The sequence below is a fragment of the Fodinicola feengrottensis genome, from assembly GCF_010993775.1.
Taxonomy (GTDB): Bacteria; Actinomycetota; Actinomycetes; order Mycobacteriales; family HKI-0501; genus Fodinicola; species Fodinicola feengrottensis.
In genome coordinates this window covers 20,647-44,983 of sequence record NZ_WOTO01000007.1, presented here as the reverse complement: position 1 = coordinate 44,983, position 24,337 = coordinate 20,647, and the positions used below count along the sequence as shown (strand labels likewise).

The 24,337-nt window shown below is 65.7% G+C and carries 27 protein-coding genes and 4 pseudogenes; 4 read left to right on the top strand and 27 right to left on the bottom strand.

Annotated features, from left to right (window positions below):
* Positions 1-2: 2 nt before the first annotated feature.
* From GNX96_RS50100 to GNX96_RS50065, 15 genes and pseudogenes are all read right to left on the bottom strand, one after another.
* Positions 3-755: an aldehyde dehydrogenase family protein gene (locus GNX96_RS50100; RefSeq protein WP_279579775.1), complete on the bottom strand. Its 753-nt coding sequence runs from the start codon at positions 753-755 to the stop codon at positions 3-5.
* Positions 728-1,237 carry an aldehyde dehydrogenase family protein gene (locus GNX96_RS50095; RefSeq protein ID WP_279579774.1) on the bottom strand — a complete coding sequence of 170 codons (510 nt, stop codon included), beginning with the start codon at positions 1,235-1,237 and terminating at the stop codon, positions 728-730. Before GNX96_RS50095 ends, GNX96_RS50100 begins: the two co-directional genes overlap by 28 nt.
* On the bottom strand, positions 1,221-1,433 hold the full coding sequence (locus tag GNX96_RS50090; protein ID WP_279579773.1) for an aldehyde dehydrogenase family protein: 213 nt from the start codon (positions 1,431-1,433) through the stop codon (positions 1,221-1,223). Before GNX96_RS50090 ends, GNX96_RS50095 begins: the two co-directional genes overlap by 17 nt.
* 33 nt (positions 1,434-1,466) lie before the next feature.
* Positions 1,467-2,345: an enoyl-CoA hydratase-related protein gene (locus GNX96_RS08215; RefSeq protein WP_163567610.1), complete on the bottom strand. Its 879-nt coding sequence runs from the start codon at positions 2,343-2,345 to the stop codon at positions 1,467-1,469.
* On the bottom strand, positions 2,345-2,701 hold the full coding sequence (locus tag GNX96_RS50085; protein WP_279579772.1) for an acyl-CoA dehydrogenase family protein: 357 nt from the start codon (positions 2,699-2,701) through the stop codon (positions 2,345-2,347). The genes GNX96_RS08215 and GNX96_RS50085 overlap by 1 nt, the downstream gene beginning before the upstream one ends.
* Before the next feature lie 391 nt (positions 2,702-3,092).
* A pseudogene (locus GNX96_RS50080) lies at positions 3,093-3,434 on the bottom strand (acyl-CoA dehydrogenase family protein); the annotation flags it as partial.
* A gap of 13 nt (positions 3,435-3,447) precedes the next feature.
* Complete coding sequence (locus GNX96_RS50075; RefSeq protein WP_279579771.1) at positions 3,448-3,996, bottom strand: acyl-CoA dehydrogenase family protein; 549 nt, start codon at positions 3,994-3,996, stop codon at positions 3,448-3,450.
* Entirely contained in the window at positions 3,993-4,631 is a 639-nt protein-coding gene (locus GNX96_RS50070; protein ID WP_279579770.1) for an acyl-CoA dehydrogenase family protein, read from the bottom strand. Before GNX96_RS50070 ends, GNX96_RS50075 begins: the two co-directional genes overlap by 4 nt.
* Positions 4,628-5,790: pseudogene (locus GNX96_RS08200) on the bottom strand (thiolase family protein). Before GNX96_RS08200 ends, GNX96_RS50070 begins: the two are co-directional and overlap by 4 nt.
* A 102-nt stretch (positions 5,791-5,892) precedes the next feature.
* The gene (locus GNX96_RS08195) at positions 5,893-6,555 is read right to left on the bottom strand and encodes a TetR/AcrR family transcriptional regulator (RefSeq protein WP_279579769.1); all 663 of its coding nucleotides are present in this window, start codon (positions 6,553-6,555) and stop codon (positions 5,893-5,895) included.
* Between the two features lie 31 nt (positions 6,556-6,586).
* Positions 6,587-7,351 (bottom strand): crotonase/enoyl-CoA hydratase family protein, encoded by a 765-nt coding sequence (locus GNX96_RS08190; RefSeq protein ID WP_163567609.1) that lies wholly within the window; start codon positions 7,349-7,351, stop codon positions 6,587-6,589.
* Positions 7,352-7,364: 13 nt separating this feature from the next.
* Positions 7,365-8,462, bottom strand: coding sequence for an NAD(P)-dependent alcohol dehydrogenase (locus tag GNX96_RS08185; protein WP_163567608.1), 1,098 nt, complete (start codon positions 8,460-8,462; stop codon positions 7,365-7,367).
* Positions 8,462-9,226 carry a 3-hydroxyacyl-CoA dehydrogenase gene (locus GNX96_RS08180; RefSeq protein WP_163567607.1) on the bottom strand — a complete coding sequence of 255 codons (765 nt, stop codon included), beginning with the start codon at positions 9,224-9,226 and terminating at the stop codon, positions 8,462-8,464. The genes GNX96_RS08185 and GNX96_RS08180 overlap by 1 nt, the downstream gene beginning before the upstream one ends.
* Before the next feature lie 41 nt (positions 9,227-9,267).
* Positions 9,268-9,795, bottom strand: a complete 528-nt coding sequence (locus GNX96_RS08175; protein ID WP_390623952.1) for an acyl-CoA thioesterase — start codon at positions 9,793-9,795, stop codon at positions 9,268-9,270.
* Positions 9,753-10,139, bottom strand: a complete 387-nt coding sequence (locus tag GNX96_RS50065; protein ID WP_279579768.1) for an acyl-CoA thioesterase — start codon at positions 10,137-10,139, stop codon at positions 9,753-9,755. The genes GNX96_RS08175 and GNX96_RS50065 overlap by 43 nt, the downstream gene beginning before the upstream one ends.
* 417 nt (positions 10,140-10,556) lie before the next feature.
* Here GNX96_RS50065 and GNX96_RS08170 point away from each other — a divergent pair, with 417 nt between their 5' ends.
* From GNX96_RS08170 to GNX96_RS08165, 3 genes are all read left to right on the top strand, one after another.
* Positions 10,557-11,666 (top strand): glycoside hydrolase family 30 protein, encoded by a 1,110-nt coding sequence (locus tag GNX96_RS08170; RefSeq protein WP_279579767.1) that lies wholly within the window; start codon positions 10,557-10,559, stop codon positions 11,664-11,666.
* A 177-nt stretch (positions 11,667-11,843) separates the two neighbouring features.
* Entirely contained in the window at positions 11,844-12,161 is a 318-nt protein-coding gene (locus GNX96_RS50060) for a glycoside hydrolase family 30 beta sandwich domain-containing protein (RefSeq protein WP_279579766.1), read from the top strand.
* Positions 12,109-12,477 carry a ricin-type beta-trefoil lectin domain protein gene (locus GNX96_RS08165; RefSeq protein WP_279579765.1) on the top strand — a complete coding sequence of 123 codons (369 nt, stop codon included), beginning with the start codon at positions 12,109-12,111 and terminating at the stop codon, positions 12,475-12,477. Before GNX96_RS50060 ends, GNX96_RS08165 begins: the two co-directional genes overlap by 53 nt.
* 174 nt (positions 12,478-12,651) lie before the next feature.
* On the opposite strand, the pseudogene GNX96_RS08160 reads toward GNX96_RS08165, so the two are convergent.
* From GNX96_RS08160 to GNX96_RS50050, 4 genes and pseudogenes are all read right to left on the bottom strand, one after another.
* Positions 12,652-13,884 (bottom strand): annotated as a pseudogene (locus GNX96_RS08160) (IS701 family transposase); the annotation flags it as partial.
* Positions 13,881-15,320, bottom strand: coding sequence for an ROK family transcriptional regulator (locus GNX96_RS08155; RefSeq protein ID WP_163567605.1), 1,440 nt, complete (start codon positions 15,318-15,320; stop codon positions 13,881-13,883). The pseudogene GNX96_RS08160 and the gene GNX96_RS08155, both read right to left, overlap by 4 nt.
* Positions 15,321-16,045: 725 nt before the next feature.
* Positions 16,046-16,198: a hypothetical protein gene (locus tag GNX96_RS50055; RefSeq protein WP_279579764.1), complete on the bottom strand. Its 153-nt coding sequence runs from the start codon at positions 16,196-16,198 to the stop codon at positions 16,046-16,048.
* Positions 16,199-16,242: 44 nt separating this feature from the next.
* Entirely contained in the window at positions 16,243-16,557 is a 315-nt protein-coding gene (locus tag GNX96_RS50050; RefSeq protein WP_279579763.1) for a hypothetical protein, read from the bottom strand.
* An 80-nt stretch (positions 16,558-16,637) separates the two neighbouring features.
* On the opposite strand from GNX96_RS50050, the gene GNX96_RS08145 reads away from it, so the two are divergent.
* Positions 16,638-17,900: an FAD-dependent oxidoreductase gene (locus GNX96_RS08145; protein ID WP_163567604.1), complete on the top strand. Its 1,263-nt coding sequence runs from the start codon at positions 16,638-16,640 to the stop codon at positions 17,898-17,900.
* Positions 17,901-17,944: 44 nt separating this feature from the next.
* On the opposite strand, the gene GNX96_RS08140 is transcribed toward GNX96_RS08145, so the two are convergent.
* From GNX96_RS08140 to GNX96_RS08115, 8 genes and pseudogenes are all read right to left on the bottom strand, one after another.
* Positions 17,945-20,143 carry an alpha-galactosidase gene (locus GNX96_RS08140; RefSeq protein WP_163567603.1) on the bottom strand — a complete coding sequence of 733 codons (2,199 nt, stop codon included), beginning with the start codon at positions 20,141-20,143 and terminating at the stop codon, positions 17,945-17,947.
* The gene (locus tag GNX96_RS08135) at positions 20,076-21,200 is read right to left on the bottom strand and encodes an extracellular solute-binding protein (RefSeq protein WP_279579762.1); all 1,125 of its coding nucleotides are present in this window, start codon (positions 21,198-21,200) and stop codon (positions 20,076-20,078) included. Before GNX96_RS08135 ends, GNX96_RS08140 begins: the two co-directional genes overlap by 68 nt.
* The gene (locus tag GNX96_RS50045) at positions 21,119-21,586 is read right to left on the bottom strand and encodes an ABC transporter substrate-binding protein (RefSeq protein WP_279579761.1); all 468 of its coding nucleotides are present in this window, start codon (positions 21,584-21,586) and stop codon (positions 21,119-21,121) included. Before GNX96_RS50045 ends, GNX96_RS08135 begins: the two co-directional genes overlap by 82 nt.
* A 54-nt stretch (positions 21,587-21,640) precedes the next feature.
* Positions 21,641-22,114, bottom strand: coding sequence for an acetylxylan esterase (locus tag GNX96_RS50040; RefSeq protein ID WP_279579760.1), 474 nt, complete (start codon positions 22,112-22,114; stop codon positions 21,641-21,643).
* Positions 22,115-22,140: 26 nt separating this feature from the next.
* Positions 22,141-22,611: pseudogene (locus GNX96_RS62890) on the bottom strand (acetylxylan esterase); the annotation flags it as partial.
* Complete coding sequence (locus GNX96_RS08125; protein ID WP_390623951.1) at positions 22,608-23,132, bottom strand: glycoside hydrolase family 95-like protein; 525 nt, start codon at positions 23,130-23,132, stop codon at positions 22,608-22,610. The gene GNX96_RS08125 and the pseudogene GNX96_RS62890, both read right to left, overlap by 4 nt.
* Positions 23,014-23,862 carry a glycosyl hydrolase family 95 catalytic domain-containing protein gene (locus tag GNX96_RS08120; protein WP_163567601.1) on the bottom strand — a complete coding sequence of 283 codons (849 nt, stop codon included), beginning with the start codon at positions 23,860-23,862 and terminating at the stop codon, positions 23,014-23,016. The genes GNX96_RS08125 and GNX96_RS08120 overlap by 119 nt, the downstream gene beginning before the upstream one ends.
* Complete coding sequence (locus GNX96_RS08115; protein WP_163567600.1) at positions 23,840-24,235, bottom strand: glycosyl hydrolase family 95 catalytic domain-containing protein; 396 nt, start codon at positions 24,233-24,235, stop codon at positions 23,840-23,842. Before GNX96_RS08115 ends, GNX96_RS08120 begins: the two co-directional genes overlap by 23 nt.
* Positions 24,236-24,337: the final 102 nt, after the last annotated feature.

The following is a 24,337-nucleotide window of genomic DNA, read 5'->3' as shown; positions in this document are numbered from 1 at the left end:
GCTTACTTGGCGCGGTAGATGACCTGGATCTCGGTGAAGCCGTAATAGCCCCAAGGACCGTTCTCGACGCCGATGCCGCTCCACTTGGTTCCGGCGAAAGGCTGGCTGGGCGAGAGCACCAGGTGGGTGTTCACACCAGGCCGTCCCGCATTCCAGTTCCAGGCCGTCCCGCATTCCAGTTCGGCCGCGACCGCCGCGGCGCGGTCGGTGTCGGCCGACCAGACCGAGCCGGAAAGGCCGAAGTTGGTGGCATTCGCCCGGCGCAGAGCGTCGTCGACATCACGGTAGACGATGACCGGCAGAGCGGGACCGAACTGTTCCTCGTCCACGATCCGGGCGCCGTCGTCGATGTTGTCCAGAATGGTTGGCTCGAAGAAATATCCCGGCCCGTCGACCGATTTTCCACCCGCCGCGGCCCGTGCGCCACCGGCCACCGCGTCCGCCACCAACTCCGAAACCCGCTCGTACTGCGGTCGGTTGTTGATCGGCCCGAGTTCGGTACCTTCCGCGGTGCCGTCACCGACCTTGGCCGCCTTGGCCTTCGCGGCCAGCGCTTCGACCAGCTCGTCGTGCAGATTTTCCGGCACGTACAAGCGTTTGATCGCCGAACAGACCTGACCGTTGTTGGCGAAGGCGCCGTCGAAGATCTTGCCGGCGACCTCAGCTGGGTCGGCATCGTCGAGCACGATTGCCGCGTCGTTTCCGCCCAGCTCCAGGGTGACCCGCTTCAAGTCCGGAGCTGCCGACGCGGCCACCTTCTTGCCGGTAGCGCGATCGAGCCGGTGAAGGAAACCTTGCGGGGCACCGGATGTGCGGTCATCAGACCGCCGAGTTCGTTGCCACCGCTGACGACGTTGAGGACGCCCGGAGGCAGCACGTCCCGCAGCACCTCACCGATCTTCAACGACACCAGTGGAGTGAACGGCGACGGCTTCAGTACGAGCGTGTTGCCGGCCCGCAATGCCGGCGCGATCTTCCAGAAAGCCAGCAACAGCGGGAAATTCCACGGCGTGATGGCGGCGACCGGACCAATCGGGCGGCGGACCACCTCGGCGAGCCCACGCTTGTCGTCCTGGATGATCTCCCGAGGGAGCTCCAGCCCGGCGAAGTATTTCAGCCAGGCTGCCGATCCGTAGACCTCGGTGGCCGCTTGAGAGAGCGGTTTGCCCTGCTCTGCAGTCAGAAGTGGGGTCAGCTCACTGGCCGCGGCGACGATCGCCTCAGCCGCCGCCAGCATCGCCTTGCGGCGGGTGTCCTCGTCTTTTTTTCCACGTGACATAGGCGTCCGCGGCGGCACTCATCGCGCTGTCGAGCTGGTCGGCCGTACACTCCGGAGCCTGCGCGAAAACCTCGCCAGTGGCCGGATTGACGACGCCGAAGGTGGCTGCGCCCGCCGCCGCCTTGCCGCCGATGGTCATCGTGAAGTCGGTCATCGAAGCCCCTTCTGTTTCTTCTCTGGAAGACGATCATGCCTCGGGTTTGGCTCCTGGCCAAGGCGGCAGGTCTGTCAGATAGTCCTCGCTGACCCGCAGCGGGAACTTGGCCGGCCGTTTCTCCAGGAAAGCCTTGACGCCCTCGGCGACATCGCCGGACTGGCCGAGCTGGAAGATCGCCTTGGAGTCCAGCCGGTGCGCCTCCCACGGGTTGGCCGCACCGAGCATCGACCACATCAGCTGTCGGGCCGCGGCCACCGCGACCGCGGACGTGTTCTGCGCGATCTCCGCGGCCAGCGCGTACGCCGCGTCCAGCAGTTTGTCCGCGGGATGCACGTACGACACGAGTCGGCCAGATTTCGCTTCCTCGGCATCGAAAATTCTGCCAGTAGACACCCACTCCATCGCCTGCGAGATGCCGACGATACGAGGCAGGAACCAGCTGGACGCGGCCTCCGGAGTCAGTCCACGGCGCGCGAAGACGAAGCCCATTCGGGCGGAGTCCGCGGCGAGCCGGATGTCCATCGGCAGCGTCATGGTGAGCCCGACACCGACGGCGGGGCCGTTTATCGCGGCGATCACTGGCTTTCGCATCGCCGCGATCCGCAGGGAGAGGACGCCACCACCGTCTCGCGGCACACCGTCGACCATTTCCCTGACATCGCCTCGCACTTGACGAGCATCGGCGTCGAAGCTGCTGGCGCCGCTGGAAAGATCCGCGCCAGCGCAGAACGCCCGGCCTCGGCCGGTAACGACGACAGCACGCACATCGTCGTCGCCATCGGCCTGGTTCAGGGCATCGACGAGTTCGCCGAGCATCACGTGGGTGAAGGCGTTGAGCTTTTCTGGCCGGTCGAGGGTGATGGTGGCCACCCGGTTTTCGGCCTGATAGGAGATTTGCTCGTACGACATCAAATGCCGAGTCGTTCGGCCAGCTGCTCGGCGGGATCCCCGAACAACAGCTCCGACGACTTCGCGCGCTTGTAATAGAAGTGCGCATCGTGTTCCCAGGTGTAGCCGATCCCGCCGTGCAGCTGAATTGTCCGTGCGGCGACCCGGAAATACGCCGGCGAAACACTGGATCGTACGAGTGCGGCCGCTGTTCGCAGCTCGTCGAGATTGTTGTCAGCGACCCAGGTCGCATACCGCAGGACCGACGACGTCAGTTCCCAGTCCACGTACGAATCGACGCAGCCATGTTTGACCGCCTGGTACGACCCGATCAGCCGGCCGAACTGGACCCGGACTTTCGCGTAGTCCACCGACATTTCCATCGATCGAGCGAGTCCACCGACCTGCTCCGCGGCCAGCGCGACCGCAGCCAGGTCGGCCATCGCGCGCAGCGCCGCCGCCGCCGTCCGCACATTCCAGTTTCCGGGCCGATACCTGGGAAAACTCGAGCCTGGCCAGCCGCCGGGTGGGGTCCAGCACGGCCAGTGGCGTACGCGTCAGGCCAGCTGCCTGCCCGTCGACCAAAAAGAAACCTTCGTCGGCATAGACGATGATCACGCCGGCGGTGGCGCCATCGACGACGAGGTTCTTCTGTCCATTGAGGACCCAGCCGGTGTCGGTAGAGGCCGCCTCGGTGTTGGTTGTGCCCGGATGCCAGTACACGCTGTCCTCAGCGACCGCGACAGTGCCGGTGATCTCACCGGACGCGAGTCTTGGCAACAGGTCCGCACGCGCCTGCTCGTCATCCAGCGTCAGCAGCGCGTCAACCGCCAACACAGCGGACGAGAAGAAGGCCGACGGCACCAGAAAGCGGCCCATTTCCTCCAGCACCACAGATCTTTCGACGTGCCCCGCGCCAGCACCGCCGTACGACTCCGGCACCACCAGCCCGGTCAGGCCCAGTTCGCTGGACATTCGCTTCCACAGCCCAGCGTCATAGTCGGCGCCATCCACCACCGCCCGCACGGCGGACATCGGGACTTGGTCCTGGAAGAACTTACGAACCGTCGCGCGCAGGTCTTCCTGTTCCTGGGTGAGTACGAGTTCCATGTCGGCTCCGATGTCAGTTCGTCCGCTGGGTGCCGACCTTCAGGTCCCGGAACGGCACGTCCCGGTCGACCTGAGGCTCCTTGGGTAGGCCCAATACCCGCTCGCCAATGATGTTGCGCTGAATTTCGTTGGTGCCACCGGCGATCCCGATGCCAGGCGCGCCGACGATCCCGGTCGTGAGCTCGGCCGCGGCCTGGTCGTCCGGCAGCCATCCGACGGCGTCCGGGCCGGCCACCGAACCGGCGACATCGGCGCTGTGGTTGGCAACCACCGCGCCGACCAGCTTCGCGACCGAGCCGCGAGCGCCGATCGGCTTGCCAGCAAAGGCTTCCTGGCGCATCCGTACGGTCAGCAGCCGTAACTCCTGCTGCCGCACGTAAAGCTCGGTCAGCTTGGCTCGTACGGCCGGATCGGTCGAATTCCCGGCCCGTCGCGCGCTTTCCAGCAGTGACCCAAAAGCCAGCGGATCCGATCGCGGCGCCATCGACGTACCAATGGAAACCCGCTCATGCCCGAGCATGGTGACCGCGGCCCGCCAGCCGTCGTTCACGGTGCCGATCACCGCATCACCGGGAATGTGTACGTCCGTGAAGAAAACCTCGTTGAACGGCGCGTTCCCGTCATCATCACCCGCAACGGCCGGACGTTCACGCCGGGCGCGTGCATGTCGACGACAAACATGGTGAGCCCGCTGTGTTTGGGGGCTTGTCTACATCCGTACGCGCCAGCACCGCACCGAAATCGGCGAAACTGCGCGTTCGTCGTCCACACTTTCTGGCCGTTCAGCACCCAGTCGTCGCCGTCACGGACCGCCCGCGCCTGCAGGCTGGCCACGTCGGATCCCGCACCAGGCTCGGAAAACAGCTGACACCAGATCTCCTCACCGCGCAGCAGCGGCTTGATATATCGGGTTTTCTGCTCGTCCGTACCAAGATCCAGCAGGGTCGGGCCGCACATGCCCATGCCGATGATGAACGGATAGGTCGGCAGGTCGTACTTCTGCGCGATGCCGCTGAAAGTCAACTGCTCGGTCATACTCAGTCCCTGACCACCGTACTGGGTCGGCCAGGTGATGCCGGCGAACCCGGCGTCATATAACTCGGCCTGGAAACGCTTCGCGTCGGCCAGCTCCGCTGAGCCGTCGGTCGGTGCGTGCGCGGAGAGCCAACCGGCCGCGCGAGCCGCGAAATCGCTCATCGGACGAGCTCCAGGATGGTACCGTTCGCCATGCCGCCGCCTTCACACATTGTCTGCAGGCCGTACTGAATCCCGTTGTCGACCATGTGGTGCACGAGCGTGGTCATCAGCCGGGCACCGGAACCGCCGAGCGGATGTCCGAGCGCGATCGCGCCACCGTTCGGATTGACTTTCTCCCACGGTGCTCCGATTTCGGTCAACCAGGCGTCAATGATGGGCGCGAACGCCTCATTCACCTCAAAAGCGCCAATGTCATCTACCTTGAGCCCGGCCTTTTCCAGCACCTTCCGGGTAGCTGGGATCGGGCCGGTGAGCATGCTGACCGGATCCACGCCAGCCAGCGAAAAAGAATGGAACCGGGCCAGCGGAGTGAGGCCGAGTTGCTCGGCGATCTCGCTGGTGGTGATGAGCATCGCGGCGGCGCCGTCGGAAATCTGCGAGGAATTGCCGGCGGTCACGACGCCGTCGTCCTGAAAGGCCGGTTTCAACCCGGCCATTTTCTCCATCGACGTTTCCCGCCGAATTCCTTCATCGACCTCAAAAACTGTCAGGTTTCCTTCGTTGTCCAGCGCTTGTACGGGCGCGATCTGCTTCTTGAACCGGCCGGCGTCGGTCGCCTCGGCGGCCCGGCGATGCGAGTCCAGGCTGATCTGATCGACCTGCTCGCGGCTGATATTCCAGCGTTTGGCCACCATTTCGGCGCCGATGCCCTGGTTGAAGCCGTCGACGCCGTATCGCTCGCGGACCCACTCGCCCCACGGGCTGCCGCCGGTGCCGCGCGCGGATCCCATCGGCACTCGGGTCATCGACTCGACACCACCGGCGATCACCAGGTCATATTGCCCGGCCATCACACCGGCGGCGGCGAAATGCGCCGACTGCTGGGAAGATCCGCACTGCCGGTCGACCGTGGTGGCCGGCACCGACTCCGGCCAGCCGGCCGCAAGCACAGCGTTGCGGCCGATGTTGCCGGCCTGCTCGCTGACCTGCATGACACAGCCCCAGATCACTCGTCGATCCGCGCCGGCTGCACCCCGGCCCGGGCGACCAGGGCCTTGAGCACCTGCGCGGACAGGTCCACCGGATGGACGTTGCGCAAGGCTCCTCGACGCTTGCCCAGCGGCGTACGGACGGCTTCGACGATGACGGCATCGCGCATGTTGGCTCACCTCTTCGTACGAGAGTTACCCCCGTCACAGAACTTACTGAGCGATCGCTAACTTGACAACAGGTCGACCGAGTCAAGGCAGTGAACAATGCCTCAGGACTTCTTACGCGCGCGAGAGCGTGGCCGATATCCGACAGCTCCGAGTGCGATGGAGACATATCGCCGCGCCATCTCCTCAGGCGACACCGGCCCGTCCAGGTGATACCAGCGGGCGACCGCGTTGCACGCGGTCAGCACCATCCGGCGGGACTCCTCGGCGAACTCGGTGGTGAAGTCGCCGGCCGCCACGCCCCGCTCGATGATTTCGCCCAGCGTCGTCTCCAGGCGATCCCGCAGAGCGATATAGCGAACTCGATTTTCCGGCTCCAGGCTGCGAATCTCGCTGTCCAGCAAGCCCTGCGAGCCGCGCGAGGCCATGTAGAGCACGATGCACTCGACAATCGCCGAGAACTGGTCGACCGGCTCGCCGCCGGCCTCGGCCACCGCGGCCTCGCAGCGCTCCAGCAAGCCCCCCATCGAGCCCATCAGCAGCTCGACGAGCAGCGCCTGTTTGTTCTCGTAGTGGTAGTAAAGTGCCGGCACGGTGACGCCGACCCGGCGCGCGATGTCCCGGACCGTGGTGGCGTGATAGCCCTGCTCCTCGAAGGCTTCCAGCGCACAGGCCAAAATCGGCGGCAGCACGTTGGCGCCGAAGATCCGCCAACGTCCCCCTTCGACCTGCTCCATATCCAGCTCAACCTCGGCTTTGGCCGGCACTGCGCCTCCCTTCCCAACGGAACGAACGAATCTACTCGCCTTTCCACACCGGCTTGCGTTTTTCGGCAAAGGCGACGGCACCTTCGCGGGCGTCCGCGGAACCAAAAACCGGCCCAACGATTTTGCCCTGCTCAGCGAAGGCCTCCTGGTCGGTCCACTTGACCACTCCGGCGACGATCTGCTTTGTCGCTCGTACGGCCAAAGGCCCGTTCTGCCCGATGCGCGCGGCCAGTTTCTTCGCCTCCGCCAATGCCTGTCCCGGTTCGACCAGGCGGTTGACCAGGCCGTACCGATGCGCGGTCTCGGCAGTGAACGGATCGCCGGTCAGCGCATACTCCATCGCCAGTTGGTACGGCAGAACCTTGGGCAGCCGGAGCAGTCCGCCCGCCGCGGCCACCAGTCCGCGAGTGACCTCGGGAATGCCGAACTTCGCCTCTTTCGAGGCCACGATCAGGTCGGCGCTCAACGCCAGCTCGAAACCGCCAGCCAGCGCCCAGCCTTCCACCGCGGCGATCATTGGCTTGGTCGGCGGCTGCTGGGTGATCCCGCCGAAACCGCGACCGGGCAACGACGGAGTTTCGCCGCGGGCAAAGGCTTTCAGGTCCATGCCAGCGCTGAACGTGCCACCAGCGCCGGTGATGATACCTATCACCAGGTCCGGCCGACTGTCGAGTTCCTCCACCGCGGCCGCGATGCCCTCGGCGACCGACTTGTCGACCGCATTACGGGCCTGGGGTCGGTTAATGGTGATCACCAGGACGCCGTCCGCGATTTCGGTCAGCACGCTGTCGCTCACTGAGCCACCTCCGTTAGCCGTTGGGGAGCAGGACGGGTTTGACTACCTCGCCGGCAAGCGCGGCCTGCTCGGCCTCGTTGATCCGCTCCAGCGGGAAAGTCTCGACCAGCCGATCGAACGGGAAGCGGCCCTGCTGCCACAAATCGATCAGTTTGGGCAGGAAGACCTGCGGCACCGCGTCACCTTCAAGAATGCCCTTGACATTGCGCCCAAGCGCCAGCACCGAAGCCGGTAGGATGAGATCGCCTTTGACGACACCGAGCAGGCCGCACGTACCCGTCTGTCGCAGCGCGGTGATCGCATTGACGATGACAGCGGGAACTCCGGTCGAATCCAACGCGAACTGAGTGCCCGAGCCGGTGATTCCGCGGATCTGACGAACAACGTCGTCGGTCGAGCCGTCGATCGTATGGGTGGCGCCGAGTTCGGCCGCCAGCTCCAGCCTTTTCGGGCTCACGTCGACCGCGATGATCTTCGCCGCGCCGGCTACCCGCGCCGCCATCACCGCACTGAGCCCGACCGCGCCCGTACCGTAGACCGCGATCGACGTACCAGCGGTGACACCGAGCGCGATCAGCACCGACGCGGCACCGGTCTGCATGCCGCAGCCCAGCGGTCCGAGAATTTCCAGCGGGAGCGAGGAATCGACCTTCACGACGTTACGCGCGGCCACGATCGAATGGCTCGCGAAGGACGATTGACCGAACCAGCGAGCCGAAATCTGTTTGCCGTCGGCGTCCTGCATGGGCGCGGAATCCCCCAAACCGACACCAGTCAGGTTGCGTACCAAAAATGTGTCACAATAGGCCGGATGGCCGGCATAGCAGTTTTCGCAGGCACGGCAGGAATCGAAGGTGAGTACGACATGGTCGCCCGGCTCGAGGCCGGTCACCGAGGGCCCGATTTCCTCGACCACTCCGGAGCCTTCGTGACCGGCCACGATCGGTGGCATGGCTGGATAGTCCGGCACTCTGGGCAGCAGATCGGTGTGACAGATGCCGGCGCCACTGATCCGTACCAGCAGCTCGCCGGTTCCGGGCGCGGCCAGCCGCACGTCCTCGATCACGTACGGCCCGTCCTTTGCCCGCAGGACGGCGGCCCGCGCCCGCATTACCGCGGCGCCATCCGGATCGCGCCGTCCAGCCGGATGACCTCACCGTTGAGCATCGGGTTTTCCACGATGTGCGCGGCCAGCGCGGCATACTCCGGCGGCTGGCCGAGCCGGCTCGGGTGCGGCACCTGGGCGCCGAGGGATTTCTTTGCCTCGTCCGGAAGTGCGCCGAGCAGCGGCGTTTCGAAAAGGCCCGGCGCGATAGTCACGACTCGTACGAGCATGCTCGCGAGATCACGCGCGATCGGCAAGGTCATGCCGACAATCCCGCCTTTTGAGGCGGAGTAGTAAGCGGCCTGACCGATCTGGCCGTCAAACGCGGCCACCGACGCCGTGTTCACGATGACACCGCGCTCGCCGTCAATCGGCTCGGTCTTGACGATCTCGGCGGCGGCCAGCCGGATGACGTTGAAGGTGCCGATCAAGTTCACCTGGATGACCTTGGCGAACGCGTCCAACGGGAATGGTCCGTTTTTGTTGACCGTACGGTGCGCGTTGCCGATGCCGGCACAGTTCACCGCGATCCGCAGCGGGCCGAGCCCGACGGCGGTCTGCACCGCGGCGGTCACCTGCCCCTCGTCGGTCACGTCAGCGGCCACGAAAGTCGCGCTGTCGCCCAATTCCTCGGCGATCTGCTTGCCCTGCGACGACGGCAGGTCCAGGATCACCGCCTTGGCGCCCGACTCCACCAGCTTGCGCACGGTGGCAAGGCCCAGCCCCGATGCGCCTCCGGTCACCAGCGCGACGCTGCCCGCGATCTGCATCCGTCCATCCCTTCGTCCGTGGTCAGCCGCACCCTACCCGTTTAGCGATCGTTAGGTAAGTGTCGCTCGGGCGGCGGGCCGATCGGACGCATCAGCACCTCCTGCATCACCGAAGCGACCAACTTGCCGTCCTGGGTGAAGAACTCGCCGTTGACGAGCCCGCGCGCACCCGCCGCATTCGTGCTGTGCTGCGCGAACAACAGCCATTCGTCGGCCCGGCACGGCCGGTGGAACCACACCGCGTGGTCCAGCGAGGAGATCATCATGGTGGCCTCCGTCCGGTACGGCAGCGAAGCGGTGCTGGCCAGGCTGAGGTCGGAAATGTACGTCAGCGCGCAGACGTGCAACAGCGGCTGGTCATCCAGGCGATTGCGCGTACGCACCCAGAAACGCTGTCGATGGCGGGCCGGGTCGCCGCCGTCGGCCGGCCTCAGGTCCAGCACTCGGGTCACCGGCGAGTCGCGCATCCGGCCGCGACCCGGCGTGCTGCCGGTGACCTCCGGCGGAATCGCACTCACCGGCGGGGTCACCGGCATTTCCCGTTGATGGTCGAATCCCTCGGCAGGCACCTGAAAGGACGCCGACAGCGTGAAAATCGCCTCGCCGTGCTGCGTCGCGGTAATCCGCCGAGTGCTGAACGAACGGCCGTCGCGAGTCTTTTTTCCACTTGATAGAGAATCTGGTGGTCGGGATTGCCGGCCCGGACGAAATAGCCGTGCAGCGAATGCACCGGCCGCTGCGCCGGCACCGTCCGGCCGGCGGCAACCAGCGCCTGGGCCGCCACATTCCCACCGAAAACCCGCTGCGGCAGGCCGGAATGGCACCAGCCGCGGAACAAGTTGTCGTCCAGTTCCTCCAGCTCCAGCAGCGGCCCAAACTCGTGGGACGGGTCCGGTCCGGGATCGGGCTGCATCCGCGCCTCCCTGCGCTGGGCTGTGTCGCCATGAACATACCCAGCCTTCGCCGGTACGGCCCGGCGGGCGCATTGTCCGAGTTTGGCCGCGATGCCCCATCGCGGGCGACTGTCGCCCGCGACGAGGTATCGCGGGCAAACCCTTGACGGACTTTTTTTCGCTCCCGATTAAAGAGGAGAATTAAGGTCTGACCTGCGGTTTTGCGGCCGTACGAGCGATCTGTATCGATCTTGCCGCATATTGACATGCTCTCCTGCCGGGTGTTTCCTGCGTGTTACTCGCCGGGGCAGGCCCCGCAAACCAGCGGATCCCCGGCCACGGCGGGTCGGCGATGCAGCGGTCATGGCGGACCGCTGCGCAGGGTCGTCGTTCTTCGGTGAGTTCACTTTTCCCGTCGTGCCGAGGAAGGACTCGTCATGCCCGCGACCAGAGATCCCGGGCAGCCCAGGAGCTCACGCTTTCTGGCTGTCCTGGCCGCATTCACCGCCGGCGTCGCGCGCGCTTGCGCGCTGCCGGTGAGCCCGGCGCACGCGGCCGCCGAGCCGGTGAACATCTGGTTGACCACCACGGATGACTCCGGTGGTCGCCATGTCACCCGCGGCCTGCAGCAGCAGGCCCCGATCGCGTTCGCGGCGAGCAGCCCCCGGCGCCAACCAGACCATCACTGTCAACGAAAGCAACCGCTACCAGCAGTTCACCGGCGGCGGCGCGTCCTTCACCGACACCGCCGCCTGGCTGATGAACTCCAGCGGAGCCCTGTCCCAGACCACTCGCGACAACACACGATGCGCGCGCTTTTCGACCCGGTGAACGGCATTGGCGTCGGCTTCCTGCGCAATCCGATGGGCGCGTCCGACCTGGCCCGCTACAACTACTCGTACGACGACCTGCCGTCCGGCCAGACCGATCCGAGCCTCGCACATTTCTCGATTTCCCACGATCTGGCCGATGTCATCCCGCTTTCCCAGCAGGCCAAGGCATTGAACCCGAACCTCAAGGTGATGGCGGTGCCGTGGAGCGCGCCGGGCTGGATGAAGGACAACGGCAAGTTCACCAACCGCGGCTGGCTGCAGTCTCAGTATTATGGGACGTACGCGCAATATTTCGTGAAGTTCATCCAGGCGTCGCAAGCCGCTGGCCTGCACATTGACTTCGTGTCCGCGCAGAACGAGCCGACCTGCTGCGGCTCCGACGACACGAACTACGGCTCGATGAACTGGAACGGCTCCGGCTTGGACACCTTCAGCAAGAACAATCTGCTGCCGGCATTCCACGCGGCCGGGCTGGACACCAAACTGCTGGTTCTGGACTATAACTGGGGAAATTACAACGACCTCGGTTCGGTCCCGATGGGCGACGCGGCGCTGCGCGCCGACTCGCTTTTTGGCGGCATCGCATGGCACGGCTACGGCGGGGACGTGAGTCAGCAGACCACCATCCACAACCAGTTCCCGAACACCGATGCCTACGACACCGAGCATTCCGGTGGCACCTGGATCGGCGCAACCAGCAGAACGAGGACATGAACAACATCATCAGCTATACCCGGAACTGGGGTAAAAGCGTGGTGAAATGGAGCCTCGCGGTCGACCAGACCATGGGCCCCAACAGCGGCGGCTGCAGCACCCTGCACCGGGCTGATCACCGTCCACAATGGAGACAGCCGAAGCGGGCAGGTCGACTACACCATCGAGTACTACACGATGGGCCAGCTGACGAAATTCGTGAAACCCGGCGCGTACCGGATCGATTCCTCCGCCAACTCGACCGTGCCGAATGTGGCATGGCAGAACCCGGACGGGTCGAAGGCGCTGATCGCGTACAACGGCACCAACGGCACCCAGTCGGTGAAAGTCAACTGGGGCAACGAATCCTTCACGTACAACCTGCCGGCGGCCACCTCGGCGACCTTCACGTGGGCTGGTACACAGGGCAGCGGCGGCGGGGGGGGGCGGCGGCACCGGTGCGGTGACCGGCTACGGCGGGAAATGCATGGACGTGGCCGGCGCCAACAGCGCTAACGGCACCGCCGTCCAGCTCTACACCTGCAACGGCAGCTCCGCGCAACAGTGGTCCTTCAACTCCGACGGCACGGTGCGCGCGCTCGGCAAATGCCTGGACGCGGTCGGCAACGGCACCGCGAACGGGACCCGAACGCAGCTGTGGGACTGCACGGGCGGCGCCAACCAACAATGGCAACACACGGCGGGCAACGACATCGTCAACTCGCAGTCCAACAGATGCCTCGACGTGACCGGTCCCAGCACCGCGGACGGCGGCACCCCGTTGCAGCTCTGGGACTGCACCGGCGCCGCCAACCAGAAATGGACCACGTAGGTCATTTTGGCCGCGACTCCTCATCGCACGTGGCTCGCCCACGCGGTGAGGAATCGCGGCCGTACGCCTAGTAGTACTTTGTTAGGTTCGTAGAATTTGGTGGCAGGTATGGCATGCGCCGGCCCAGGTGGCGAGGATGTGCTGGATTTCTCGTATTATTTTTGTAAAAGGTTGGGGGTGGGCCGGCGCTGGTGCTTTTGGGTTGGTGAGCCTGGTTTTGGTGATGAACAGGTGTGCCGCGCTGGTGAGGGTGACGTGGTGGTGCCAGCCGAGCCAGGATCGTCCTTCGAAGTGGTCGAGGCCGAGTCCGGTTTTGAGTTCTCTGTAGTCGTGTTCGATGCGCCAGCGGATTTTTGCGAGTTGCACGAGGGTTTTCGGTCGGGTGCTGGGGTGGAGGTTGGATAGCCAGTATTTTGTGGGTTCTTCTTCTTTTGGGGGCCATTCGGCGATCATCCAGGTGATCGGTAGTGTGCCGTCCGATTGACGGGGGATGTGGCGGTTGGCGGGTCGGACTTGGATGATGACGTACCGGGAACGAAGTGGACCGATGGTGCCTTTGCGCCAGGTGATCGTCTGCGCGGCCTGGGTTGAGGCACGTATCGCGTGTTGCTTGAGGCTGAGGGGTTTGGTGCGGTAGCGGGCTGTCGGCGGGCGACCGGACCCGGAATAGGGCGGCATATCGGGTTCGGTGTCCACGGCGTGCGCGCCGGTGTCACCTTTGACGCCGACGACATAAGACAATCCACGGTCGGTCAGTGCCGTGCGAAAATCGCCGCAGTCACCGTAGCCGGGGTCCGCGCATATCACGCCGGGGCGCAGGCCCCATTTCGTTGTTTCGTCGATCATTTCCAGTGCCATCCGCCATTTTTCCCGGTGTCGTTCGGTTGCCGGGATTTTCGCCGCGGCTCGTCGCGCCGCGACCGTCTCGGCATCACCGTCGTCGGCGAGTGAGTCGTCCCAGCGCTCAGGCACGAACAAGCGCCAGTTCACGGGTACCGACGCCACGTCGGTGGCCAGGTGAAGGCTGGGCGCGACCTGGCAGTTCCCGACCTTGCCCAGGCTGCCGCTGTACTGCCGCGCCACACACGGGGAATGCTTGCCGTCCTTAGGAAACCCGGTGTCGTCCACGACCCACGCCACCGGGTCGACCAACTCCTGGGCGAGCCGCGCGATTCGCGCGCGAACCGGCTCCACCGGCCAGGTCGAGGACGACACGAACTGCTGAATCTGCTGGTAGTCCACGCCGACCCGCTCCGCCATCGGCCACATCGACTTACGCCGACCATCGGTCAACACGCCACGCAGATACGCGCCCGCTTTCACCCGCTGATCCGAACGCGGCAACGCGCCAAAAACATCCAGCACGTACCGCTCAAGATCCTGACGAATCCCGCGCTTCAGGTTCATGCCACACATTGTCCCGAATAACAACAAAAAAAACTCCGACTCGACACGCCGAAACAACCTAACAAAGTACTACTAGGTCCTGTCTGGTTATTCCGGTGGGATGAGAGTCGAGATTCAGGAGTCGGCTGGTGGTGCCGCGGGAAAGCCTTCATAGCAGCGCTATGGGGGCTTTTCCGCGGTGCCGCCAGCCGACTTCTGGGCTCGGCTATCGCCCGCCGCAATAGCCAGACAGGGCCTAGTGGGGGCGGGCGCCAGTACGCAGGTTCGCCGATCGGGAGCGTGGCGGCGCCGACCGCGACAGCGTCCTGGCCGAGCTCGCAGAGCTCGATCGTGGTTTGTCCGTACGGGTGCGCCAACGCGTGTGCCTCCGCCGCCTTGCGGATGGCCGGCAGCAGCTGCTCCCCGAGCGCGAGGCCGGCCCAGCCGCCGAGCACGATCCGTTCCGGGTTGAACAGGTTGATCAGGTTGGCGATGCCGGCACCGAGGTATTCGGCGGTCTCGGCGAGCACCTGCTCGGCCACCGCCGACCGGGGCGCGGCCGCAAGCAACGCGGCCAGCCTGGACTGCTCGTCGCCTTGCTGGTCACGACGGCCACGACGGGCCTGCCGATAGCGCTCCAGGATGGCTTCGGCGCCGGCGTACGCCTCCAGACAGCCGCGCGATCCGCACCGGCAGGCGCGTCCGCCGTACACGACCGTGGTGTGGCCCCACTCGCCCGCGCTGCTGGTGACACCGCGGTAAATCTGCCCGTCGGTGATCGCCGCGCCAATGCCGGAGCCGACCAGCGTGATCACCGCATAACGCGCGCCACGGCCGGCGCCGAACCACATTTCCGCCTGGCCCAGCGTTTTCGCTCCGTTTTCGAAGAAAACCGGAATGGTGACACCTTCGGAAGCGAGCATCTTCCCGAGTGCGACCGAATCCCAGCCCAGGGTCGGGGCGTGTACGAGCACCGGCGAGCCCTGCTCGACCGTGCCGGGCACGCCGATCCCCATACCCAGCACATCGGACGCGTCGACCCCGGCGCTCTTGAGCACCTCGGCAAGGCCAGCGACGATCCGGTCGGCGACCGCGTCCGGCTCCGGGCGCGGCCCGGGCAGCGGATGGTCGGCGGTCGCGAGCCTGGTCATGGTGAGATCGAACAGCTCCACCTTGATGCCGGTCTCGCCCACGTCGACGCCGACCACATGGCCGTACGCCGGGTTGACCCGCAACAACACCCGTGGCCGGCCGCCGTCGGAGTCGACCATGCCGGCCTCGACCACCAGGCCCTCGTCGATCAAGCCGCCGATCACGTTGCTGACGGTGGCAGCGCTGAGGCCGGTCGGGCCGCTCAGCTCATGCCGGCTGAGCGGGCCGTCCAGGAAGAGCTTGGACAACAGCGCCGAACGGTTGTGCCGGCGCAGGTCGCGGACGGTACTGCGCTTTGACTCCATCTATCCCCATCCCTGCCGCGCGGTAACGCTTCTTAACGTTTTACCGCGGCATGGTTTGCGCCTTTATTGTGACTCATAATACAAGGTCTTAATTAAGGACTTTTTCTTCAACTATGACTACGTCAAGCGTACCCCTGGGGCAACACACGAGAAGCGGCAACTTCCCTCGAAGCATGCGCCCCTCGTGGGCGTCGTCGCCAGCCCTGGAGGAATCGTGCTGGACTGTTCCTGACCGCGCACGACTCCCTTCGGCGGCGCCACTTCTGGTCAGATCACTGACCTTCACCGCAAACGCCAGCGGCACCCGGCCGCAAACCTGAGCCGTACAGGCCCAGGAACGGACCGCGCCGAGCGGCGCGGCCTGGCGAACCCAGCGTTTCGCTGCCTCCCATGGTCTGGGGGTGAGGTGCCTGAGGCTGACGTAACGGGTGGGTCGTCCGACAACCGAACTGGACGCAAAAAAACAGGGTGCGGCGCGAAACTGTCGTACCCCTCCGGCAGATTTGCCCCCACCCAGTGAACGGGTGGGGGGCGGGCTTGAGGACCAATGTCCAACTAAAAATCAAGGTCCACCTCTCAACCCCCCCCCCCCCGTTCAAAGGGAGGGGGAAAGAAAAACAGACACCTACGACAATTTCGCGCCGCACCCCATGGAGAAATCCGCGCAATCGGGAGCCGATGGCGCGGCGGTTGGTCCGGACGACGCCCAGGCAGGCAACCGGCGCTCAATCGGGCCCCGGTGGGTCGCCGCCAGCCCCCGGGGGCGGACCAGAAGCGGCAAAGTCCCGGACGGCACCGGTCACGTCCCGTAAGAAGGTCGCCACCGTACGGGCCTCGTCCGGATCCAGGCCAGCGGTGATCCGCCCGATCGAGGTCAACAACGGACCCAGCGCGGCACGGAACTCCGAACGCGCGCGCTCAGTCAGATGCAGGGTGATCCGCCGCCGGTCGTCCGGGTGCCGGCCGCGCTCCAGGTGGCCGGCCGCCGCCCCAGTCGGTCCACCAGCACGGTCGCCGAAGCCGAGCGGATGCCGAGCCGGTTGCCCAGCTCGACCGGGCCGAGCACGTCCGGGCTGGCGACCAGTTCCTCCATCGCGCGTACGTCGGTGAGCCCGACTCCGAGACGGCGGGCCAGCGCGGTCTGCATTTCGCGGTCGGTCAGCACCAGCGCGCGGACCGCGAGACCGATCTCACGGGCCACTCTGGCCGCCTCCGGCGGTCCCCCTGGGGTGCTCACGTCGCGATTGTAGACAGTTTGATTACTAGACAGGCTAGCGGTTACCGCTAGAGTGTCTAGCAAGTCCTTGGAGGACCGCGATGACACAGTTCGCCCCATCACCACCGCGCGCGCCCCGCTGTGTTGTCGTCGGGGGTGGGCCGGGCGGTCTTCTGCTCGCATACCTGCTGGCCAGAGCGGACATTCCGGTCACGCTACTGGAAGCGCACCGAGATTTCGACCGGAGATTCCGCGGCGACTCCCTGCACCCGTACACGCTCGAGCTGCTCGACCAGCTGGGTCTCGCGGACGAGCTGCTGGAGCTGCCGCACTACGCCGCTCGTACGTTCCGGATGCACACTCCGGGCGGCACGCTGACGGCGGCGGACTATTCCCGGCTGCCCACCCGCTTCAACTACGTCGCGCTGATGCCGCAGGCGATTTTCCTGGATTTCCTCGCCGCCAAGGCGGTCGACCTGCCGTCCATGCGGCTGCGCCTGGGCGCCAAGGCCACCGGGCTGGTCGAGGAGAACGGCATCATCACCGGCGTCCGCTATCAGGACTCCCACGGCGAGCACGTGCTGCGGTCGGCCGTGGTGATCGGCGCCGACGGCCGGTTCTCCCGCGTTCGCCGGCTCGCCGGCCTGCCGGACCAGTCCCTGGGAGCCGCCAACGACCTGCTCTGGTTCCGGCTGCCGCGTCGCGCCAGCGACCCGCCCGAGGCGGACGTGGACATCTACTTCGGGCCACACAACTACGTCGGTCTGCTGGGCGGGCAACGCGACTGGCAAGTCGGTTACACGCTGCCCAAAGGTGGGTACGCGGCGGCGCGGCAAGCCGGGCTCGGGCCGATCCGCGACTTCTTCGCCGAGCACGTGCCGTGGCTCGCGGACCGGCTCTACCTGCTCTCCGACTTCGGCCAGACCACGCTGCTGTCGGTCGACATCTCCCGAGTCGAGCGCTGGCATCGGCCGGGTCTGATGCTGCTTGGCGATGCCGCCCACGTGATCTCGCCAGTCGGCGGCAACGGCATCCTTATGGCCATTCAGGACGCTGTCGCCGCAGCGAACCGGTTGGTTCCGGCGCTGCGTACCGGCCGGGTCGACGAGACGGTGCTGGCCGCCGTCCAAGCCGAGCGGGAGCCGGCGATCCGGGCCGTCCAGGCCCGCCAGGTCAGGGTCGAGCGCCGGGTCATGAACGCTCGAGAACGCGGCCTCCCGATCACCCCGCCGCAGTTCCTGCGGATGCTCACGTCGGTCCCGGCGGTACGCGTGCGGGCCGCCCGCGCCAACGCGTACGGGCCGCGCCCGCCGGTGCTCGACCCGGCGGTGCTGACCTCAAGCAAAGTTGAGGTCACCACCTGATCGCCGATGGGCGACGTCTATTCAGTACGCATCGACAGCCACCGCTACGCGGCGCGGATTTCCAGCAACATGGCCTGTTCCGGGTTCAGCGTCGGCATCGCGAGGCCAGCCAGCCTGAGCACCGCACCGGGCACTGGCACCCAACCCTCGAATGCCCGACTGACCCACGGCGGCGGCGCGACCTGGAACATCGACGGATGCCCGACCTCGCCCCGAATGCGTACGCGATAGTCACGATCACTGGCCAGGCCAGGAAAAATCACTTGCCCGGCCTGTCCCTCGGACGAAGTGGCAAGGCGCGCCCAGCAAAAGAGTGCCGCCGTACGATCCGGCGACACGACACCGTGCAGGACCGTCGCTTCTCCTACCAGATCGGCCCGCACGACCCGGCCTTGGTGCAACAACGGCCGGAGTTCCCGGTAAAGCGCCGCCCAGGTGGTGAATATTTCCAGTTCCTGAGCCGAAGAACGGGTTAGGTCCGCCTCGATGCCAGCGTGCCCGAAAAGCGCGGTGATCAATCGGAACGACTGGGCCGCGTGCCGATGGGTGGTGTGCGCCTGCGCGGCGGCCGACACGTGGGTGGCCACCAACTCCGGCGGCACCAACTGGCCGGTCCAGCGCTGGATCAGCTGCCGTTCCAACGGATCGTTGCAGTCCGACGGCCACACCCGGTCGGTACGCGCCAGAATTCCCAGGTCGATCCGGCCGCCACCACCGGCGCAACTTTCGATCTCCAGCGCCGGATGCCGCTCCCGAAGCGCGTCCAACAACCGGTAGAGAGCCAAAGTCTGCGCCCGCACCCCCGGCCGGTCCAGCCCATCAGCGCCGCGGCAGACGGCCTCATGCAGATCTCGGTTGTGGTCCCATTTGAGGTAGTCAATCGAATACTCGCCGACCAACGTGTCCAGTCGCTCCAGAAGATAGGCCCACGCTTGTTCATTCGCGATGTTCAGCACATATTGGTGCCGTTGCGGCGGCCCAAGGCCACCAGACGGGCCAAGAATCCATTCGGGATGCTCCCTGGCCAGTTGTGAATCCAGGTTGATCATCTCCGGCTCAACCCACAGGCCAAACTGCATGCCCAACTCATGCACCCGATCGGCCAGCGGCGAGAGCCCATGCGGCCAGACTTTCGCGTCCACATACCAATCCCCAAGACCAGCGGTGTCGTCCCGGCGGCCGCGGAACCAGCCATCGTCGAGCACCAGCCGCTCGACGCCGACCTCGGCGGCCTTTTCGGCCAGGCCCAACAACCGGTCCAGGTCGTGGTCGAAATACACCGCCTCCCAGGTGTTGAGCACCAGCGGTCGCGGCGTTTTCGGGTGTGTCCCACGAGCCCGCAACAACTCGTGGAACCGGTCCGAGAGACCATCCAAACCGCGGTCCGACCAGGCAAAATAGCAAGTCGGCGCAGCGTACGTCTGGCCGGCTTCCAGGCTCACCTCGCCGGGCCGCAGCAGCTCCCCGGCACCGAGCACGACCGCGTGCGTGCCGCCGGCGCCCTCGGGCAACTGCTCGGCCAGATAGCGCTGGTTGCCACTCCAGCCGACGTGAACTGCCCAGGCTTCGCCCTCTCGGAAGCCAAAACCGGAGGTGCCGACGGTCAGCAAATACGGCGAGTCGTGCCCCGGCTTGCCGCGCCGGACCTCACGCACATAACTGCCAAAGGTCACCGGCCGCCGCTGCGGGGCCCGCTCTCGGCACCATTTTCCCGTGAAGTCAAGGATTTCGGTAGCCCGGCGAGGCAGCGGCAACATGGTGGACACCCCGGCCAGGTGATAGCGCAGGTCGCTTTTCAGCAGGGTAGCGCTCCGCCGGGTCATTTCGGTGTCAACGGCGAGAATTCCGGTGGGATCCAGGCGGTACGTGACGAGGATGTCCACATCGGACACGTCATCGCAAAGCCGCACCATCAGCTCCGCACTGCCGTCCGGGCCGCGTGACTGCTCCGCGCCAGCCAGCCGCGGGTGCGACGCGGTCGCGCGGCCCTCCAGATGCCCCTCGTGCGCCGGGGTGCCCAGCCAACCCTGCGATTCGTTCGCCCATAACGAAAAGGTCGGCGGTACGTCGACCGCGTTGTTGAGCGTGGCTGGAATCGCGGTGAAAGCAAGCGCTTCCAAGCCAGCGGTGGAGAGTTCGCCGAGATCCCGGCCCCAATGCAGCACCTTGGGCACTTCACCGGTCAGATCGACGACAACACCCACACCACCGGCACGTAACGCGACAACTGCGGGAACATCCACGGCTCAGCCTCACCACCCTCGTGTCAAAAGACATCTTCGCGCCGCGGGCAACCGCACCCGCGGCGCGAACCTGCGGTCCTATTGCTTCTTGGCAAGCACTTGTTGGCTCTCTCGTGGTCATCTCCTGGAACACATCGTCATTGCGCTGATGGGAGAAGTATGCCTCGAAAAGCGGCTGCAACGCCTGCTGCATCGCCGCGCCGTTCCCGTAGACGACCGCCGGGAAGAGGTTGCCGTCCTTCTCATAGGCGGTGTAGACGGAGAGGTCGATGCCCTGAGCGGCGAGAGTCTTCGCGGTCGCGTCCATCGCACTCGGGATGGACGGGAAGAAAGTGCCACTCTTTCCGGCCGCCGTCTGACATTCCGCGGATCCCATGTACGAGACCCATTTCCAGGTCAGGTCGGGGTTCTTCGTACCGGCCCAGATGTTGTTTCCGTTGGAGTTGCTGGTCATCTTCCGGGTCTTGCCATCCGGTCCGTACGGCACAGGCGCGATGCCAACCTTCACGGTAGGCAGCTTGGCGAACTCGCCCGCCGACCACGAGCCGGACTCCTCCAGCGCGACCTTGGCGGAGCCCAGCAGGTCGATATCGCTGATGGTGTTCTGTCCGTTGCTGCCGGAGAACTCCCCGAATTTCGGCGCATAGCCGCGGTCCGCCAATGAACGGATATAGTCCATCGTTTTCACAAAACGCGGGTCGCTGTAGTGGAAAGTGCTCGGCCAGGTGGACTTGTCACCCTGCGTCCAGCCCAGGGTGGAAACCAGGGCGTTCCAGGTGGTCTGGCCGCTGAAGTCGTTGGTGCCCATCGCGCCGGCGCCAAAGGTCGCCACATGATTCTTGTCGAAGCCGGGCTGGTCGCCGCGCACGCCCTTGTTGTCGACGGTCAGGTGCGCGACCATCTTGTCGAAAGTGCCGCCGTTGTCCGGATTCCAGTTCAGCGACTGGATATCCTTGTCGGTGTAGCCGGCCTTGGTCAGCAGCGCTTGTTGTAGTAGATGCCGGCCGCCGCCCAGTCCAGCGGAAGCGCGTACTGCTTGCCGTCGGTGAACTTCCACGAGCTCACCCCGACCGAGTATTTGGTCATGTCGAAATGGTTCTTGGAAATGAAGTCGTCCAGCGGCAGGAGCTGGTGCTGGTTCGCGTACGCCTGGAAATACTGCACACTGTCCTGGAAAGCGTCCGGCGCGTTGCCGGCCACGAACCCGGCCGTGAGCTTGGTGAAGTAGTCGACCACGTCATACTGCGAAATCTTCACCGTGGCGCCTGGATTGGCCTTCTCAAAGGCATTCGCGCAGACCTGGTACGCCTGTGCCTGCTTCTCGTCCCACGTCCACCAGTTGATCGTGCCGGCGGCCGAACCGCCGCCGGCGCCCCCGCACCCGGTGGCGGCCGCGAGCGCTGCCACCGCCAGCGCGGCAGCCGCCATTTTTCGGATTCTCATCTTTCCTGCCTTTCGTGGGGGCGTGCGGTGTTGCACGTTGCCAACCCGACCTTGCTACTTCTGCAGTACGGCCCCGAAAGCCGACACGGCGGTGGCCAGATCCTGCGCCCCACCCGCGTCGTGGCCGTTGTAGTCCCACACCTGGATTTCCTTCTGCCCGCCATAGGCATGAAAAGCGCCGAAGGCCGTGGACGGTGGGCAGAGCCCATCCATCAGCCCGCACGAAAACCACGCCGGCGCGATCGCCCGCGCGGCGAAGCCGATGCCGTCGAAATAGGCCAGCGTCCGGAAAACCTGCTCGACTTCCCAGCGGTGCGCACCCAAATAGCCGGCGATTTCCGCGTACGGTCCCTCGCTGGTGATCCGAACGCCACGCCGGAAATCGCACAGAAAGGGCGCCTGGGCGTAGAGCGCGGCGACGTCCGGCACCAGCCCGGCCGTGGCCAGCGCGATGCCACCGCCCTGACTGTTGCCAGCCACTGCGACCCGTTCGGAGTCAACGAAATCGAGCGTGCGAACCGTTTGCACGGCGCGCACCGCGCGTCAGCGAAGACCCGGCGATAGAAATATGTTTCGGGGTCGGCGATGCCGCGAGTCATGAAGCCCGGGTAAGCCGGCCCAATCGTGCCGACCGGATCGCCGGTCGAGCCGCCGGCGTAGTCACCGCCCTGGCCGCGAGTGTCCATCACCAAGTGGGCATAGCCCGCCGACGCCCACAACAAGTCGTCCAGCGGATGGCCGCGACCGCTGGCATATCCGTGAAACTGCACGACCGCGGGGAGCCGTTCGATGCGATCGCTCGGAACGCGCAGCCACCCACGGATCGGATGGCCGCCGAAACCGGCGAAAGTCACGTCGAAAACGTCGATGGTCCGCAGGCCGGTGACGACTGGACTGAGCCGCACGTCGAGGTCGAAGGCGGCCGTTTCATCCAAGGTGGACCGCCAGAAAGCGTCGAAGTCGGCTGGCGGCCGGTAGTCGCTTCGGTACGCCCACAGGGCCGGCCGGTCCAGGTCCGCGATCATCGGCTACCGCCCCGATTTCCAACCAGCGCCGGCCCGAACAGGGCTTCCTCGCCGGGTTTGAGGGTGAGCTCGATCGTGGTGGCACCGCACCGAACTCTGCTCGTACGCGCCTCTCTGGCACTCTCCGCGCGAACCACTAGCTCCACAATTTCGCCAGCTTGCCAGCGAAGGTCGACAGTCCAGCCGCCCCGGCAGCGAATGCCGCGGGCGCTGCCGTCCGGCCATTCGGCGGGCAGCGCGGGCAGCACCTGCAGGAGTCCGCCGTGGCTCTGTATCAGCATTTCGACAATGCAGGCCATCAGACCAAAGTTGCCGTCCATCTGGAAAGGCGGATGAGTACTGAAGAGGTTTGGCAGCAGGCCGCCCCATTCGGTGCCCTCCGCCGGCGCGTAGACGTCCGGGTCACGTCCGTACGGCACGGTTGCCTCCCGAAGGAGAGCGGCCGCGGTCGCGCCATCGCCGAGCCGTGCCCGCAGCGCGATTTTCCCAGGCCCAGGACCACCCCATCGCGCCCGGACCACGGGCGTCCAACAGCTTCACCCCAGCTGCGGCAAGGTCTGGTGCCTGCTCGAAATCCACCTGTCCGAGCGGATACACCGCCACCATCTGCGACATGTGCCGATGCTTCGGGTCCTGTTCCTGGTGGTCCACCACCCATTCCTGAAGCCGCCCGTCCGCGGTGACCTGCGGTTGCCGCAGCCGTGGCAGCGCGGCCCGGATTCGGGCACAAATCTCGTCGTCAAGACCCAGAATCCGGGCCGCCGCAAGGCAGCGGTCGAAGGTCGCGCGGATCATCGCCATGTCCATCGCGGACGAGTACGACAACGACTCCTGGGTTCCAGCCGCCGAAATGAACAGGTTTTCTGGTGAGGTGGACGGAATGGTGTCCAGCCAGCCGTCCGGGCCCTCCACCAGCCAGCCCAGACAGAACTCCGCGCTGCCGCGCAGCACCGGCCATCCCTTTTCCCGCAGGAAAGTTATGTCGCAGGTGAACTCGTAATGGTCCCAGACGTGTTGCGTCAGCCAGGTGCCGCCCATCATCCAGATCGCCCAGGACGGACTGCTGTGTCCCATCCCGACCGGCAACGCCCAACCCCACATGTCGGTGTTGTGGTGCGCCACCCAGCCGCGAGCGCCATAGAGCTGGTGGCTCACCCGCTCGCCGTTGTACGCGAGTTTCGCGATCAGCTCGAACAAAGGTTGGTGGCACTGGCTCAGGCCCGCGGTCTCAGCACCCCAGTAGTTCATCATCGGTGTTGATATTGATCGTGTAGTTCGACGACCAGGGCGGCCGGAGCTCGGCGTTCCAGATGCCCTGAAGGTTGGCCGGCGGCCCGCCGCCGGGTCGAGATGCGGAGGCGAGCAAGTAGCGGCCCAGCTGGAAAATCACCGTGGCGGTGAGGTGTTCATCCCAGCCGGAGAGAATCTCGTCGGGCACACTCACCACACCGGACCGGCGGCTGCCAATGGTGAGGCTGGCCGCCGACAGCAACGGCCGCAGGTCTTCTTCGTGCTGGCGCGACAAAACATCGGCGCCGGTGGCAAGTGCGCTCTCCGCTCGTCGGACGGCACGGTCGGCGTGGGCGTCCCGGCTGACCGAAGCCGCGGCCACCCCGGCCGGCAACGCCCAGAAATCCTCCGCACACTGCTGGAACTCGAGATGGTCACCAGCAGCCGGCTCATGCCTCGTACGGACAGAGACTCGCCAGCGACGGCAACCGCGCCG